Raw genomic sequence first — 17,107 nt, 5'->3', positions numbered from 1 at the left:
GACACGCCGCTCTCCTTCCGGGTCAGCGGTTCAGACCGTTACGCGGACAGGTTGCCGGCGGGGCAGAAAGACCCCTCCGAGAAGGTCCGCTTTACGTAATTAACGATGTAAACCTGCAACGCTCGACCCTGCGTCGGCTCTGCGCCATGGTGTAAGCTGGTATGCAAAACGGCTTATCATAATCTCTTTTCTGTTTGCCTCCGGACGCACTCACCGGGCGGGGGCAGGTATGATTGCCACGCCTACGTCAGCTGGCCCCGGGGGACATTTCGCACTCGGCTGCCGCGTAGAATTTGGATATTTTGAACATGCATTTCGACACCACGCTCACCCGTTCCGCTCAATCGGTTCGCCCCTCAGCCGGGCGCCAGCGCAGGATCGGCATCCGCACCTCGGCCTCGGTCCTGGCGCTCTGCATCGCCGCGCCCGCGGTGGCCGATTGCCCCTCCATCGTCATCGGCCAAAGCGTCACCTGCAACAACTCCGACTCCTATTCCAGCTACACCCTGGAAGAGACCGGCGTCTGGGCCCAGACGACCTATACGTTCAACAACTCCGGCAACATGACGCCCAACAGCGACCTGTCCTTCGAGAACTACGGCCTGCTGCTGGAAATCACCGGCGGCAACGGCAGCACCGACGGGTCCAACACCTCCGAAGCGGGCGGCATCGCGGGCGGCATCCTGACGCTCGACAATTCCGGCACGATCACCATGACCGGCACCACCTCGCAAAGCGCCAGCCAGAGCGAGCTTGACGGGATCAAGGTCTATTCCGGCGGCGGCAACGGGGTCGAGCCCGACGACAACGGCGAAGACGGAGGCCGCGGCGGCGATGGCGGCACCATCACGCTGACCAATTCCGGCGCCATCACGCTTGAGACCTCGGCCGCGGTCGACCTGTCGGTCCCTGTCAACGGCATCAACGTGCAGAGCCAGTCGGGCAATGGCGGCGCCCAGAATTCCGGCGCAGGCGACCAGAAGGGCGGCAACGCGGGGGACGCCAAGGCAGTCACCGTGACCAATTCGGCCGCGATCACGCTGGGCGCCGAGAACGACGGCATCCGCGCCAGCACCAGCGGGCGCGGGATGCGCGTGGTCTCGACCGGCGGCAACGGTGGCACCGACAATGGCGAAGGCGGCGCGGGCGGTGACATCACCATCACCAACACCGGCGCGATCGCGGGCTACTTCGACAACATCAGCACCGGCGAATACGGCTACCACGGCATCTTCGCCGCGACGCGGGGCGGCAACGGCCTGGCCTCGTTCGACAATTCCGACAACGGCGGGCGCGGCGAGGAAGGCCGCACCATCACGCTGACCAACAGTGCCGACATCACGCTGCAGGTCTACGGCAACAACGCCACGGGCGAATCCGCCGGGATCTACGCGCAATCGGCAGGCGGCGACGGCGGCGCCTCGGCCGACAAGAGCACCGGCGGCAGCGGCGGGGGCGCCAGCACCGACACCAACGATGACCCGGCGGTCATGACCGTCAACATGAGCGGCGGCACGATCGACGTCGGCGGCTACGGCGTGCGCGGCATCGTCACCCGGTCCGAGGGCGGCAACGGCGGCAACGGCAACGGCAATTCCGACAGCACCGGCGGCCAGGGCGGCTATGGCGGGCAGATCCAGGTGAACTTCACCGGCGATGCGGCGATCGTCACCAGCGGCTACGAAGGCTACGGCATCCTCGGCCAGTCGGTCGGCGGCATCGGCGGCGACAATGCCGGCGCTGCGGGCAAGGGCGGCAACGCAGGCGGCGTGGGCGCCTTCTCGACCGCGGGCACCTCGATCACCACCACCGGCGATTACGGCGTCGGCATGACCTTTCATTCCGTCGGCGGTGGCGGCGGCACCGGCGAGGATTTCACCGGCGTTCTGGCCGGATCCGGCGGCAACGGCGGCAATGGCGGCAACGCGGGCAAGGTCACCTTCACCTCGGCCTCGACCATCTCGACCAGCGGCGAACACGCCTATGGCCTGCTGGCGCAATCCATCGGCGGCGCGGGCGGCACCGGCGGCATCAGCGACGGGCTGACGCTGGAACTGGGTGGCAGCGGCGGCGGTGGCGGCGCGGGCAACGTGGTCGAGATCAACAACACCGGCGCGATCACCACCACCGGCGACTATGCGATCGGCATCGTCGGGCAATCGCTGTCGGGCGGCGGCGGCGCGGCGGGCACCGCGGGCGGCATCCTGTCGGTCGGCGGCTCGGCCGGAAGCGGCGCGAACAACACGGTGACCAGCTATGTCACCAACTCGGGCGATATCACCACCAGCGGCAACGCCGGCCTCGGGATCGTCATGCAATCCATCGGCGGCGGCGGCGGCACCGGCGGCGGGGCGAACGGGATCCTGACCGTGGGCGGTTCGGGCAGTTCGGGCGGCAATGGCGGTAACGCGCAGGTCTTCGCCGTGGGCGGCACCATCGAGACCGGCGGAGACCATGCCTACGGCATTGTCACCCAGTCCATCGGCGGCGGTGGCGGCAACGGCGGCGACGTGATCGACGTGTCGGCCGGAGTTGGCATCGGCATCGGCGGGCGCGCCTCGGGCGGCGGCAACGCGGGCGGCGCCTGCACGACGAACTATTACGGCGGCTGCGCCTCGGTGCCCTCGGACAGCGGATCCGAAGCACCGCAGATGGACAGCAGCACGATCCTGACCTCGGGCGATTTCTCGCACGGGGTGGTGACGCAATCCATCGGTGGCGGCGGCGGCAACGGCGGCGATTTCCAGGGGGCCTCGCTGGCCTCGGTCGTGTCGGTGCAGGTCGGCGGGGCGGCCGGCGGGGCCGGCGCGGGCGGCGGCGTGACGGCGGATTTCGAGAACCTGAGCCTGAGCACGAGCGGTGACAACGCCAAGGGCATCATTGCCCATTCGGTCGGCGGGGGTGGCGGCAACGGTGGCAATTCCACTGCCGTCAACGGCATCACCCCGCTGGCCTTCCAGGTCGGCGGCGCGGGTGGCGGCGGCGGGGGCGGCGGCGCCTCCACGATCAGCCTGACCGACAGCACCATCATCACGCGCGGCAACACCGCCAGTGCCGTGGTTGGCCAGTCGGTCGGCGGCGGCGGCGGCACGGGCGGCTCGGCCTACGGGTTCGACGCCTCCATCGGCTTCACCTTCGACAGCGCCATCGGCGGCAACGGCGGCGACGGCGGCGCAGGCAATACCGTCACCGCAACGCTCGACGGCACCTGCGTGGCCACCGGCTTTTCCGACAGCGGCTGCACCGGCAGCAGCGGCACGGCCCTTGGCAGCGACGCGGGCTCGTCCCACGGGCTGACGCTGCATTCGGTCGGCGGGGGCGGCGGCACCGGCGGCACATCGCTCGCCTCGGCGCTGACCATCGCGGCCCCCACGGGCGAAGGCGAATCCGTCGCGGTGACCGGCACCTTCGCCGTGGGCGGCGACGGCGGCAGCGGCGGCGACGGCAACACGGTGACCGGCACGCTGTCGGGCGACACGGCGATCCTGACCGGCGGCGAAGGCGCGCATGGCATCCTGGCGCAATCGGTCGGCGGCGGCGGCGGCGACGGCGGCAGCGCCTCGGCTCTCTCGGGCAGCGTCGGCGTGCCCAACACCACCTCGGTCGACCTGGCGATGAGCCTCGGTGGCTCCGGCGGCTCGGGCGGCAGCAGCAACACGGTGACGCTGCATCTCAACGACACGGCCTCGATCACCACCTACGGCGAGAACGCCAACGGCATCGTCGCTCAATCCATCGGCGGGGGCGGCGGCGACGGCGGCGTGGGCAATGCGCATAACGACAAGATCGGCCGCGGGCTGAACGTCAGCCTGCACGCCGGTCTCGGCGGCGTCGGCGGCTCGGGCGGGACCGGCGGCACGGTGGATCTGACCACCGACAGCGGCACCAGCGTCACCACCTACGGCTCCGGCTCGCACGGGCTGGTCATGCAATCCATCGGCGGCGGCGGCGGCACCGGACAGGGCGGCTCCATCGGGCTGTCGGCCTCGGGCTTCACGGTCAAGGAGATGCTGGCGATCAAGATGGAAGAGGGATCGCCCCCGCAGAACGTGCTGAAGTTCAACGCCTCCGGCTCGGTCGAGCTGAACGTGGGCGGCAAGACCGGCAGCGGCAATACAGCCGGCACGCTGAATTCCACCACCCGCGGCCGGATCGCCACCAATGGCGACGACGCGGATGCGATCGTGCTGCAGTCGATCGGCGGCGGCGGCGGGGTCGGCGGCACGGCGGGGTCGAATTCGGGCGACAGCTCGCAGGGCGCCCTGCCCCGGGCCGAGATCGCGGTCGACAGTTCGATCGGCGTGACCATGTCCGTTGGCGGCAAGGGCGGGACCGGCGGCCATGGCGGTGCTGTGAACTACACGCTGGAAGGCGCGGCCTCGACCCAGGGCGATTTCGCCGACGGGCTGATCCTGCAATCCATCGGTGGCGGCGGCGGCAACGGCGGTGCGGCGACGAACGGCGACGGCGCGCAGCAGGTGTCGATCAACATGGCGCTTGGCGGAACCGGCGGCGCGGGCGGCAATGGCGGCAACATCGACCTGGCCTTCAACGACGACAGCGGTGACACGGGCGTCACCACGCAGGGCCACAATGCGCATGCGGTGCTGATCCAGTCCATCGGCGCCGGCGGCGGCCATGGCGCGACCGGCACGGCCGCCGGCGCGGGTGGCGAGGATATCGACAGCGGCGGCGGATCGATCCATTCGCTGGACGTGGATGCGGGCATCTCGCTGGGCGCGGGATACGGCGGCAACGGCGGAGCGTCGGGCAACGGCGGCAATATCACCGTCGATCCCGGCAGCTATGCGGGCCTGACCACCCACGGCAACGATTCCTACGCCATGCTGGCTCAATCCATCGGCGGCGGCGGCGGGACCGGCGGCGTCGGCGCGGCCGTGACCGGCGACGGCCCGCTGGACGTCGACCTGGAGATCGTCATCGGCGGCACCGGCGGATCCTCGGGCGATGGCGGCACGGTGGACATCAACACCGGCGGTGTCATCGGCACCCATGGCGACCGCGCCTTCGGGATCGTCGCGCAATCCATCGGCGGCGGCGGCGGCCTGGGCGGCACCGCCAGCGACGAGAGCGTCACCTCGGTCAGCTTCCAGTCGCAGGACGGCGCGCAGGGCTTTGGCGGCCCCGTCTCGGTCGAACTGTCGAGCGGGTCGATCACCACCGAGGGCGCCGGGGCGCACGGGATCATCGCCCAGTCCATCGGCGGCGGTGGCGGCATCGGCGGCGACCTTTCGGCACCCAACCTCGATGTCACCTACCCGGGCGTCAACGGAAGCAATGCCGCTGGCAACGGCGGCACGGTCGAGGTCACGCTGAACGGCGGGATCTTTACCAACGGCCCAGCGGCCTATGGCGTCATCGCGCAATCCATCGGCGGCCAGGGCGGGCTTTACGGCAACAACGGCACGCTCTTTGCCGGAACGTCCGGCGGGGTCGACAGCAACAGCGAAACCGTCACCGTGACCGCCAACCACAACATCACCACCTCGGGCGAAGGCTCCATCGGGATCTTCGCGCAATCCACCGCCGCGGATTCCTTCGACACGGTGGACATCACCGTGGGCGGCACCGTCACCGGGGGCACCGGGACGGGCGGCAACGGGGTCTTTGTTTCCGAAGGGCAGGACAACATACTCACCATCAACTCCGGCGGTGGCGTGATCGCCGGAGACAGCGATGCCTACGCGGTGCAATACCAGGGCTCTTACGACACGTCCGAAGGGGCCTCGCTGACCATCGACAACAGCGGCACCCTGACCGGCAACGTGCTGCTGGTCTCGGCCGACCAGACCCTGACCACCCCGGCCCCGCAGGCCAGCGCGGCGGCGATGGGCGCCTTTGCCCTGCCCTTTGGCCAGCAGGTCGCCGGGCGCGTGATCAACCGCGCGAACGGCAGCTGGACGCTGGGCGACCGGAATGTGGCCCATGTGCTGAACGGCGGTCTGATCTCGACCGTGCGCGGGGCACCGGGGCGCAGTGCCCATATCGCAGGCCAGTTCCGGCAGACCGCAAACGGCATCCTCGAGGTCGCGGCGGATTTCGGCGGCGGCGCGGCGGATCGCATCACCTTCGGCGACGACGTGACGCTGGACGGCAAGCTGCGCATCGCCAGCACCGGCATCGCCCCGGGCACCACCCATTCGGTGCTCAGCTTCGGCGGCGCCGTTTCGGGCGCGCTGGAGGCCGAGGACACCGCCGCGGTCGACTACCAGCTGGACATGGTCGGGTCCGAGGCAGTGGTTTCGATCAACGGCACGCAGTTCGGCAGCGCCTATGACACGCTGAACAGCAACCAGTCCGCGGTCGGCGCGCACCTGGACCGGATCTACGACTCCGGCGCGCAGGGCTACGCGGGTGTCCTGGCCGGGCTCGACGCGCTGTCGGCGGGCGAGGATGGCGCGGCCGCTTATGCAGCGGGCCTCAGCTCGCTCACCCCGGGCAGTGCGCTCGCGGCGGCTGCGACGCAGGCGATGTTTGCCCAGACCCGCCTGTCGAGCGCGCTGGGATGCCGGACCGGCAACTTCGGGCTGACGGATCCGGAGGCAACCTGCAGCTGGGCCGATATTGGCGGGTTGACCTTCGACCAGGAAGGCGACGGCGGCTATGACGGCAACCAGTTCGTCGTCAGCGGCGGCCTGCGGACCATGCTGGACAGCGAATGGAAGCTGGGCGTGGCGCTTGGCTACGAAAGCAGCTCCTACAGCGCGGATGACGGCAATTCCTCGGCCGATGGCGATGGCGGCTACGTGGCGCTGGCGCTGGGCCGGGGCTGGAACGGGTTCGAGCTGGGCGCGGCGGTCACCGCCAGCTACGGCGTCTACGACCTGGAGCGCGGCATCGTCGGCGCCTCGGCCCCCACGACGGCCAAGGGCGACACCGACATTGCCAGCTTCGGCGCGCGTCTGCACGGCAGCCGGCTTTACGGCGATGCCTCGGGCTACATCCGCCCGGCACTGGACCTCGACCTCGTCCACACCCGTGCCTCGGGCTATACCGAGACCGGCGCCGGCGCCTACGACCTTGCCGTCCAGTCCCAGTCCGAGACGATCCTGATCGCGACACCCTCTGTCGAGATCGGCCGCGCCATGACCGTGGGCAACGGCATGGGTCTGACCATGTTCGCCAAGGCGGGGCTGAGCCTGTCGAACGCGGATGAGTGGAGCTCGGTCGCGCGGCTGGACATGGCCGATGCCAGCGCGGGGTCCTTCACCTCGTCGGTGCCGGTCGCGGATCAGCTGGGTCGGGTGTCGGTGGGCCTGTCGCTGGCCACCACCGAGACCTTCGAGGCGCGGCTGGAATATTCCGGCGCCTTCGGCGACGATTTCGCAAGCCACGGGCTGGGGCTGGGCATCACCACGCGCTGGTGATCACACCCACGGGGATCGGTATCGGCGGGCGGGGGGCAACCTCCGCCCGTTGTGTTTCGGTGGTATGCTCAGCGCTCGGATTGTGCCGCGCGTTCGCGGAGCGAGACATAGATCGGCGGTTCGCGCAGCGCCTGGGTGACCAGCATCGAGCCGAAACAGGCCGTCAGCAGCGGCAGGATAATGTCGGAGGCACCGGTCATCTCGATCACCAGGATGATCCCGGTCAGCGGGGCCCGCACCGCGCCGGCAAAGAAGGCGCCCATGGCAACCACGGCAAAGGCGGCCGGCGCAACGCCGAGACCCGGCGCCAGAGCCTGCACAATCAAGCCGAAGGCCAGCCCGGTGATCGCCCCCAGCGCCAGCATCGGCGCAAAGAGCCCGCCGGGCGTGCCGGCGGCATAAGACACGGTGCTGAGCAGCAGGCGCACGAGGAACAGCAATGGCAGCAGCGCCAGCGCCACCTGCTCCTGCGTCATCCGGGTGACCATGGCATCGCCGCCGCCGACGAGGTCCGGCGCGGCAAAGGCCAGCAGCCCCACGGCGCCGCCGATCACCGCCGCGCGCAGCTCGATCGGGCCGCCGATCCGGTCGGCCAGCCGCAGGGTGCCCAGGAGGCTGCGATTGTAGACGACCGAGACCAGCCCGACGAGCACCCCCATCAGCAGGAACAGGGGCAGCATCTCGGGCCCCCCGCCGCTCAACTGCGGCAGCGGGAAATCCAGCGCGCCGCCCAGCAGGCCGCGCGACGCGAAGATCGCCCCGATCGAGGTGCCAAGCGCCACGACGGCGATGCGCGGTTCGAACTTGCCGACGAGTTCCTCGAGCACGAAGACCGCCCCGGCCGCGGGCGCGTTGAACGCGGCCGCCAGCCCGGCGCCGGCCCCGCCCGCCAGCAACGCGCGCCGGTCCTCCCAGTTGCGACGGAAAAACCGCCCGATCACGTTGGCGGTGGCCGCGGCCATCTGCACGCTCGGCCCTTCGCGGCCCAGGGCCAGGCCCGAGCCGATGGCCAGCACACCGCCGGTGAATTTTACCGGGATCAGCCAGCCGCGCGCCGGCTGCATCTCCTGCTCGAGCACGGCTTCGACATGGGGAATGCCGCTGCCGCTGGCCTCGGGCGCGACACGCCGAACCAGGCCGGCGGCAAAGGCGGCGGCGGCGGCGGTGCCGCCGACCAGCAGCGGCAGACCGACCCAGGGGCTGGCCTGTGCATGTGTGACAGCCTGCACCCGCAAGGCATCGGCATGGGTCAGCGCCATGTGGAACAGCGCGCAGATCACGCCCGAAACCAGCCCGACCAGAAGCGACAGCGCGCCCAGAATGATGATACCGGAGAGCTCGCGCACCGGGTCTGCCTCCTTTGACGGGAACGGTCCGGGAACCCTGGCCCCGGCACCCGCACATCCCAATTCACGCCGCGCCCGTCGGATGCGGGCTGCGCTGGGGGTTGCATAGCCCGCGGCGCGGTTGAGGTATAGATCGTTCCAGCGGATGGAAAAATTCGCCGCATCCGCGGGTGGGCGAGAGCTGCGGCGCTGGTCATTCTGGTGGCGATCCGGATCGACGGGCAGCGCGGGGGGAAAGCGGGGGCTGGGGGCTCTGCCCCCGTCCGCGGAGCGGACTCCCCCGGAGGTATTTGGGCCAAGAAGAAGCAGGGGGACGGCGCCCAACCGGACGCCGCGGTGTTCCCTTTTGCGGATCAGCCGACGTGGAGCGGGAGCGCCTCGGGCTGGACCACCTGCCAGAGCGACTGGTCGTCGGTGCGGCGGCGCTGAAGGATCTTGTCTTTGCCATCGGTGCCGTCGGACATCACGCGCATCCGTTCGAAGGCGCGGATCTCGTCGACCAGCAGGCCCACCTGTTCGTCGCCGCGGCGGATCACGATGATCGCGCTCAGCGCTTCCGTGGTCGAGGGCGACAGACCGAGGCCGGCGGCGAGCGAGAAGGTGGGGATCAGCAGGCCGCGGCGCGAGGTGATGTTGCCCAGGTAATGGCTGCCCCCGGCCCAGCGCTCGGCCATCTGCGCGCTGGTCAGGACGATTTCTTCGACATGGGCGACCTCAAGCGCGCATTGAGCACCGGCGACCACCAGCAGCGCCAGCTCGGTGGGCCTGTCGGACGCGGCACCGGGGCCGGACAGGCCGGGGCGCTCGGCCGCGGGATCCGCGTCCTCGGTCGAATGCTGAAGGGCGCCGAAGGAGGCGAGCTCGGGATCGGCGGCCAGCGCGCGGCCGTCCAGCACGAAGATTTCGTGGTTGTCGCGGGTCATGTGAACGCCGGCGAAGAGATCGGGCCGCGGGCTCAGCAGCGACGGCATACGGGCGATGTCGGACCGGCCGAGGCTGAGGATGTCGCAGACCCGGTCGGCGCGCAGGGCGAGCGGCGTCTCCTCTCCGCGCGAGAGGAGGACCGCCGAAGCCCGGGAAACCGGGGCGCCCGCACCGGAGGTGCCGGACATGCCGAGGAAGCGTGAGAGGTTCAGCAGGGCGCGTTCGATGCCATTGTGCAGCACGCCGCCTTCACTGGCGCCGGTGCACAGGATGCTGCGGTCGATCGAAACCTCCGGCAAGGTTGCCTGGATATCCGAGACCGGAAGGCAGAAGCGGATGCCCTCGGTTTCGAAGAGTAGGAAGTTGCAGGTCGTTTCCCGTTCCACGACGGGCGCACGATCCGAGCGGGAGCGGGGGACGCCGAGCGCCGGCAGCGCCTGGGCATCGAGCACGCCGATCGCGTCGTCGTTGATCAGCACCAGCCGGGGCAGCAACCGGTCGACCAGGGCGGTATCGTCGCGGCTGATGGTTTGTGGGACGCAGTCGCGGGCCTGCACGATCTGCAGCGCGGCGCAGGCGGCGATGCCGTAGACCTGTTTCATGTCGCCGACGATGACGATCACCCCGCCCTCGGCCCCGGGATCGATCGACGGCAGGCCGATCAGCGGCGCAAGATCGACCACGGGAACGACCTGGCCACGCAAGGCGACACAGCCGACGATGCCGGGCGCCGTCGACTGGAAGGGCTGCAGCGCGTCGGGCGCCGGCATGACCTCGCGCAGGTCGCAGACATCGATGCCGATACGGGCAGCACCCAGATCGATCAGGGCCATGGGCGTTTCCGACCAGGCCATGGACGTCTGAGCGTCCGGCGCCTCGGCGGGGCTGTCCTGCGCGGGAGCGGTGTCGGCGGTGTCTCGCGGGGCATCGGGCGAGGGATCCGGCGTGACCGCGCCCGCCGCGCCGGGGATGTCGTCGAGCGTCAGTGCGGCGGGCAAATCCCCTGCCTCGGAAAGCTCCGGGGGCAGCGCGACCGCCGGCATGCCGTCGGCTTTGGACGCGAGGACCGGACCCTCAGCGGCGTGATCGTCGGGCGGCGCCATCACGAGTCCTGGGTGACCTGAGCCAGCGTCGAGATAAGGTCGACCACATCGCGGGAGACATCCTTCTGCTTGCCCACCGATTCCGAGATCTTGGTCACCGCGCCCCCGGTTTCCTGCACGCTTTCCACGATCCGTTCAAAGGCGGCCCGTGCGGAGTTCGACCGGTCCTTGCCAAGCGCGACCTGCGAGCCGCTTTCGTTGACCAGCCGCGTGATCTCCAGCGCGGCGGTGGAGCTGCGCTCGGCCAGCTTGCGCACTTCGTCGGCCACCACCGAGAAGCCGACGCCGTATTCCCCTGCGCGCGCCGCCTCGATCGCGGCGTTGAAGGCCAGCAGGTTGGTCTGGCTGGCGATGTCGCTGATCACGCGCGCCATCTCGGTCACCTCGCGCGAGCTTTTGTGGATCAGGTCGATCACCTCGATCGCGCTGTTGAGCTGTTCAAAGCCACCGGAGGCGGCGGCGCGGGTGTCCTGCGAGACGGAGACGGTGGATTCCGTGGCCTCGCCGATCTGCTGGATCGATCCTTCGAGCAGGCGCACCATTTCCTTCATCGCCTCGGCCTTTTCGCGGATCAGGTTTTCCAGCCGCACCTGCGCGGTCACGTCATGGGCATACTTGATAACGCCGACCGGCTCGCCGTTGATGTCGAGCAACGGCGCATAGCTGGCCTGGATCCAGATTTCGCGATCGAACTTGGCCACACGGCAGAATCGGCCGCCCTGCTCCTCGCCCCGGCGCAGCGCGCTCCAGAAATCGGCGTAGCTCTGGGACTTCACGTAATCGGCCGTGCAAAAGAGCGAATGGTGCTGGCCCTTCAGTTCGCGCAGGGAATAGCCGGTGACGCGCAGGAAATTGTCGTTGGCCCGGAGGATGTTGCCCTCAAGGTCGAACTCGATCACCGCCTGGGCGTTGTCGATCGCGTTGAACTTGCTTTCGAATTCCGCGTTGCGCCGGCGCTGCGCGGTGATGTCAGTGGCGAACTTGATGATCTTCGCGGGGCTGCCGTCGATATCGAAAATCGGATTGTAGGACGCCTGGATGAAGACCTCATTGCCCGAACGCGCCACCCGTTCGAATTCGCCGGAGATGACCTCGCCCTGCGCCAGCCGTTCCCAGAAGGTGCGGTAGCCCTCGGATTCGGTCAGGGCGGGCTTGCAAAAGATCCTGTGGTGCTTGCCGATGACATCGCGGGCTTTGTAGCCCATGAGATCCAGAAAATTATCGTTCGCGTTCAGCACGTTGCCGTGCAGGTCGAATTCGATGACGCCTTGCGAGCGCCGGATCGCGTTGGCCATGCCCTCGAATTCGATGACGCGCCGCCTGTCGTCGGTGATGTTCTGGCTCAGCTCGACGATGCGGTCGATCCCGCCGTCCAGGTCGCGCACCGGCGTCAGGGTTGAGCGCAGGTAGAAATCGCCGCCCTTCTTGCTGAATCGGCGATAGGCCCCGGTGACAGGCTCGCCGCTGTTGAGCTTCTTCCAGAGCGCCTGGTCGTCGTCCGAGAGTTCCGCGTCGCGCGACCACCAGCGGGCCACGGACTTGCCGCGCAGATCTGCCAGGTCGTAGCCCATCAGCTGCTGGTAGGCCTCGTTGATCTCGAGCACCTTGCCGTCGGGCGTGTATTCGGCGACCAGTTGCGAATTGTTCACTGCCTCCACCCGACCGCGGATCCGGTTCGAGGCCTCGCGCTCGGCGCTGACATCCATCGCGGTCTTGATGACCTTGATCACCTTTCCGTCCGGCCCGGTCACCGGCGTATAGCTGGCACGGATCCAGACCTTGTGCCCGTCCTTGGCGATCCGCGTGTATTCGCCATCGTCGATCTGGCCGCTGCGCAGTCGGCTCCAGAAGGACTTGTAGGCCTTCGAGGCGACCTCGGAGGGCTCGCAGAACATGCTGTGGTGCTGGCCTATGATCTCGTCCGCGCGATACCCCATCAGGCCCAGGAAGATGCCGTTCGCCCGCAGGATGGTGCCATCCGGGGTGAACTCGATCACCGCCTGCGTGCGTTCCGCCGCCTCCAGCCGCGAGATCATGTCGCGGTCGACGGGCACCAGCCAGCCGTTGACCAGCACCGCCTTGCCGTCGGGCGACGGCCCCGCGATACCGAAAAAGCTGCCTTCCGCCGAGGCGGACGCAAGTTGCACGTGGAAGGAGACCGGACCTTCTGCCGCGCGTCCAAGGCATTCTTCCACCTGGTCAGGGTCCCGGAACAGCGACGGAAACGGCCGGCCGACCAGCTCGCCGGTATCGCCGCCCAGGGGCGCGGCGGTGGTGCTGGCAGCCTCCACCGCATGGCGGGGATTGGCGACACGCAGCAGCATGCCGGCCTCAAGGCACATGTGTCTGGCGCGATCCAGATCCTGTTCCGACAGTTCGGCGGTCATTCCGGCTCTCCTTCAAGAAAGGTCGTTCTGACCGCTTTAGTCCCTGCGACTTAATGCAAGGCTAATCCTAAAGTTTGACGGGTCGAGGACAGCTGCGCCGGGGTGGCCATGCCCGGTCGCAGGCGCAACGGGCGTGCGGGGCGCGCGGCATTGCCACGCATCCATGGCGCGACAGGATCGTATTCCACTCGCGGCCGCGGGCCGACGCCGCGACATCGTCTGCCGCCCTGGCGCCGCTCAGTCGGGCAGGTTGCCGTTGGCCGCTTGCCGGTTTCGGTCCACGGCGTTTAAATGGGTCCATGAACGATGCGTGGGGCCAGCCGGATCAGCCTCCGACCGCGGACCCGACGGGCCGCCGGGTTCTGCTGCGGCATGACTGCGACGAAACGGCCCGCCCGGGATGGCCCGACAGAGCGGCACCGCCCCCGGGCAAGGGCCGCCTCTTGCCGCTGCCTGCGCGCGCCCGACGATCACGGTCCCCTGAACGCATCCGCCCGGCGGCGTGCCGCCCGGGCCTCCACCAGACCTGAGGCCGCCCGTGTTCCAGATCCTGTCCGACCGCACCTACCGTCATCTGTTTCTCGCGCAATGCGTGGCGCTGCTGGGCACCGGGCTGGCGACCGTGGCGCTGGGGCTGCTGGCCTATGACCTGGCCGGGGACAATGCGGCGATGGTGCTGGGCACCGTCTTCACGATCAAGATGGTCGCCTATGTCGGCATTGCGCCCATTGCCGGGGCCTTCGCCGACCGGGTCAACCGGCGCCGTCTGCTGGTCGCGCTGGATCTGGTGCGGGCCGGCGTGGCGCTGGCCCTGCCCTTCGTGACAGAGCCCTGGCAGGTCTACGTGCTGATCTTCCTGCTGCAATCGGCCTCTGCCGCCTTTACGCCCACCTTCCAGGCGACGATCCCGGACGTGCTGCCCGAGGAAGAACGTTACACCCGGGCGCTGTCCCTGTCGCGGGCGGCCTATGACCTTGAGAACATCGTCAGCCCGACGCTGGCCGCGCTGCTCTTGGCTGTGATGTCCTACAACGCCTTGTTCCTGGGAACGGTGGCGGGGTTTGCCGGCTCGGCGCTTCTGGTGGTCAGCGTGATGCTGCCCTCGCCCACGCCGCCCGAGGACCGGGAGCCGCGCGGGATCTACGACCGGACGACGCGCGGGCTGCGGATCTATCTGGCAACGCCGCGGCTGCGCGGGTTGCTGGCGCTCTGCCTGTCGGCATCGAGCGCGGGCGCCATGGTGCTGGTCAATTCCGTGGTGCTGGTGCGCGGGCAGCTGGGGCTGACCGACAGCGCGCTGGCCTGGACGATGTTCGCCTTCGGCGCGGGGTCGATGCTGGCGGCGCTGGCCCTGCCGCGGCTGCTGGACCAGGTGCCCGACCGGCCCGTGATGCTGGCCGGCGCCGGGCTGATGGTGGCGAGCCTGCTGGGGCTGGCAGCGATGGCGGGGCTGCACGGGCTGAGCTGGCCGCTGCTGCTGGCGGCCTGGCTGGCGGTGGGGCTGGGGTATTCGGCGGTGCTGACGCCCTCGGGCCGGTTGCTGCGCCGCTCTGCCCATGCCGAGGACCGCCCGGCGCTTTTTGCCGCGCAATTCGCGCTGTCCCACGCCTGCTGGCTGCTGACCTACCCGCTGTCGGGCTGGCTGATGACGCAGTTCGGCCTGGTGCCCGCGCTGCTGGTGCTGGCCGCACTGGCGGGGCTGGGAATGGTGCTGGCGCTCCGGCTCTGGCCGGCACAGGACCCGGAAGTGCGCGAGCATCGGCATGACAACCTGCCGCTCGATCATCCGCACCTGAAGGGGCACCGGACCCACAGCCATGGCTACGTGATCGACGCCCTGCACCGCGCATGGAGCCATCCCTGACCCCTGCTGAAGGGAAAACGCGCCCGGCTTTCACCGGGCGCATCCGTTTCGGCCCCTGGCCTGTGCCCTTTCAGGCCGCTCAGCCCTTGAAGCGCTTGATCTCTCCGGACCGCAGCCGCGACACATAGGACGCCAGCTCGCGCTTGACGATCGGCATCAGCAGGTACAGCGCGATGATGTTCACGATCGCCATCGAGAACAGCATGGCGTCCGAGAAGTCGATCACCGGGCCCAGGTTGGCCGAGGCGCCGATCACGATGAAGACGCAGAACAGCACCTTGAAGATGATCTCTTTCACCGCGCCCTCGCCGAACAGGTAGGTCCAGGCCTTCAGCCCGTAATAGGACCACGAGATCATCGTCGAGAAGGCAAAGAGCACCACGGCGATGGCCAGCAGCACCGGGAACCAGCTGAACGCCCGGGCATAGGCGGCCGAGGTCAGCTGAACGCCCGAGACATCGCCTTCGGTCGCGATCCGGCCGGCTTCGGCATTCCAGATATAAAGCCCGGTTTCGGGATCGACGTTCAGCACGCCGGTGATGACGATGACCAGCGCGGTCATGGTGCAGATCACCACCGTGTCGATGAAGGGCTCCAGCAGGGCGACGTAGCCCTCGGTGACCGGCTCCTTCGTGCGGACGGCCGAATGGGCGATCGCGGCCGAGCCGATGCCGGCCTCGTTCGAGAAGGCGGCGCGGCGGAAGCCCTGGATCAGGGCGCCGGTAAAGCCGCCGACCACGCCCAATCCGGTGAAGGCGCCCATGAAGATCTGGCCGAAGGCCCAGCCGATCATGTCGAAATTCATCAGCAGGATGATCAGCGACACGACGACATAGAAGACCCCCATGAAGGGCACGACCTTTTCGGTCACGCTGGCGATGGATTTCAGGCCGCCGACGATCACGGCAAAGGCCACGCCGGCCAGCAGGATGCCGGTGATCCAGCCCGGGTAATCGCCCAGCACGCCCGAGATCTGGGCATGGGCCTGGTTGGCCTGGAACATGTTGCCGCCGCCCAGCGCGCCGAGGATGGTGAAGATGCAGAACAGCACAGCCAGGATCGGACCGCCCGGAAGACCGCGCTCCTTGAACCCCTTGGTGATGTAGTACATCGGCCCGCCCGACACGGTGCCGTCGGGGTATTCGTTGCGGTATTTCACGCCCAGCGTGCATTCGGTGAACTTGGTGGCCATGCCGAACAGCCCGGCGACGACCATCCAGAACGTCGCGCCCGGCCCCCCGATCGAGACGGCAACCGCCACGCCGGCGATGTTGCCGAGGCCGACGGTGCCCGAAAGCGCGGTGGCGAGCGCCTGGAAGTGGCTGACCTCGCCGGCGTCATTGGGGTCGGAGTAATCGCCCTTCACCAGCTGGATCGAATGCCAGAAGCCCTTCAGCTGGATGAAGCCGAAGTAGAAGGTGAAGATCAGCGCGCCGATCACCAGCCACATGGCGATCCACGAGAAACTGGTGCCCGGGATCGGCGCAAAGATGAAGCCGACGTACCAGCCGGTGTAATCGGCGAAGATGCGGTTGATGGTGTCATCGAAGGTCTGCGCGGCGGCCGGCAGGGCCGAGAACAGGAAGGCCACGAGGGCCGCGAGAAAGGGTACTCGATACATGGTGGCTCCTCAGGGGACGATGACGGTGGGAACGGAGGCGATCTGGGCGAGGCCCAGCGGAACCGAGCCGAAGATGCGCGATCCGATGGAATTGCCGCCGGCGCGGCCGACGAAGATCATCGTCGCGCCCAGTTTCTCGGCGGTCTCGGTCACCACCTCGACGACCGAGCCATACCTGATCTCGCCCGCGGCGGAGACGCCCGCCGCGACGGTCCGCTCGACCGCGGGATCCAGGATCAGCTCCTGCGCGCGCTCCATCTCGGTCCGGCGCTGAACGTGGCGCTGTTCAAGCTCCTGCGGGGTCAGGAAGGAATAGGGGGACCATTCCAGCACATGCAGGATATGAAGCTTCGCCCCGGACTTCGCCGCCTGCGCTGTGGCATAGTCGAGAACGTGGTGTCTTTCGTCGCCCTCATAGGCCACGACATAGAGTTCTTCCGGCATATTTGGCTTTCCCTGTTCTGGTTTCGCCGA

At 68.6% G+C, this 17,107-nt stretch carries 7 protein-coding genes; 2 read left to right on the top strand and 5 right to left on the bottom strand.

What is annotated here, in order from left to right; genetic code table 11:
* Nucleotides 1–308 precede the first annotated feature (308 nt).
* Nucleotides 309–7,388, top strand: coding sequence for an autotransporter outer membrane beta-barrel domain-containing protein (locus tag ATO3_RS17735; protein WP_143747301.1), 7,080 nt, complete (start codon nucleotides 309–311; stop codon nucleotides 7,386–7,388).
* Nucleotides 7,389–7,456: 68 nt separating this feature from the next.
* On the opposite strand, the gene clcA is transcribed toward ATO3_RS17735, so the two are convergent.
* From clcA to ATO3_RS29465, 3 genes are all read right to left on the bottom strand, one after another.
* Nucleotides 7,457–8,734 carry a H(+)/Cl(-) exchange transporter ClcA gene (clcA, locus tag ATO3_RS17730; RefSeq protein WP_198963302.1) on the bottom strand — a complete coding sequence of 426 codons (1,278 nt, stop codon included), beginning with the start codon at nucleotides 8,732–8,734 and terminating at the stop codon, nucleotides 7,457–7,459.
* Between the two features lie 353 nt (nucleotides 8,735–9,087).
* Entirely contained in the window at nucleotides 9,088–10,761 is a 1,674-nt protein-coding gene (locus ATO3_RS17725) for a chemotaxis protein CheW (protein WP_088651233.1), read from the bottom strand.
* The gene (locus tag ATO3_RS29465) at nucleotides 10,761–13,148 is read right to left on the bottom strand and encodes a methyl-accepting chemotaxis protein (protein WP_088651232.1); all 2,388 of its coding nucleotides are present in this window, start codon (nucleotides 13,146–13,148) and stop codon (nucleotides 10,761–10,763) included. Before ATO3_RS29465 ends, ATO3_RS17725 begins: the two co-directional genes overlap by 1 nt.
* A 538-nt stretch (nucleotides 13,149–13,686) precedes the next feature.
* On the opposite strand from ATO3_RS29465, the gene ATO3_RS17715 reads away from it, so the two are divergent.
* Nucleotides 13,687–15,012, top strand: coding sequence for an MFS transporter (locus tag ATO3_RS17715; protein ID WP_088651231.1), 1,326 nt, complete (start codon nucleotides 13,687–13,689; stop codon nucleotides 15,010–15,012).
* A gap of 79 nt (nucleotides 15,013–15,091) precedes the next feature.
* Here the strand turns inward: ATO3_RS17715 and ATO3_RS17710 are convergent, their stop codons facing one another.
* Both ATO3_RS17710 and ATO3_RS17705 read right to left on the bottom strand, forming a co-directional pair.
* Nucleotides 15,092–16,633 (bottom strand): alanine/glycine:cation symporter family protein, encoded by a 1,542-nt coding sequence (locus ATO3_RS17710; RefSeq protein ID WP_088651230.1) that lies wholly within the window; start codon nucleotides 16,631–16,633, stop codon nucleotides 15,092–15,094.
* 9 nt (nucleotides 16,634–16,642) lie between these two features.
* Nucleotides 16,643–17,077: a universal stress protein gene (locus tag ATO3_RS17705; protein WP_088651229.1), complete on the bottom strand. Its 435-nt coding sequence runs from the start codon at nucleotides 17,075–17,077 to the stop codon at nucleotides 16,643–16,645.
* Nucleotides 17,078–17,107 lie beyond the last annotated feature (30 nt).

The sequence above is a fragment of the Marinibacterium profundimaris genome (genome assembly GCF_002210095.1).
Classification (GTDB): domain Bacteria; phylum Pseudomonadota; class Alphaproteobacteria; order Rhodobacterales; family Rhodobacteraceae; genus Marinibacterium; species Marinibacterium profundimaris.
The sequence above is the reverse complement of the archived record's forward strand: the minus strand, read 5'-3'. Positions and strand labels throughout refer to the sequence as shown.

What these genes read in the sequence shown, in the direction of transcription:
- ATO3_RS17735 (WP_143747301.1), top strand. Translation starts at nt 309, where the DNA reads ATGCATTTCGACACCACGCTCACCCGTTCCGCTCAATCGGTTCGCCCC.
- ATO3_RS17725 (WP_088651233.1), bottom strand. Translation starts at nt 10,761, where the DNA reads ATGGCGCCGCCCGACGATCACGCCGCTGAGGGTCCGGTCCTCGCGTCC.
- ATO3_RS29465 (WP_088651232.1), bottom strand. Translation starts at nt 13,148, where the DNA reads ATGACCGCCGAACTGTCGGAACAGGATCTGGATCGCGCCAGACACATG.
- ATO3_RS17710 (WP_088651230.1), bottom strand. Translation starts at nt 16,633, where the DNA reads ATGTATCGAGTACCCTTTCTCGCGGCCCTCGTGGCCTTCCTGTTCTCG.
- ATO3_RS17705 (WP_088651229.1), bottom strand. Translation starts at nt 17,077, where the DNA reads ATGCCGGAAGAACTCTATGTCGTGGCCTATGAGGGCGACGAAAGACAC.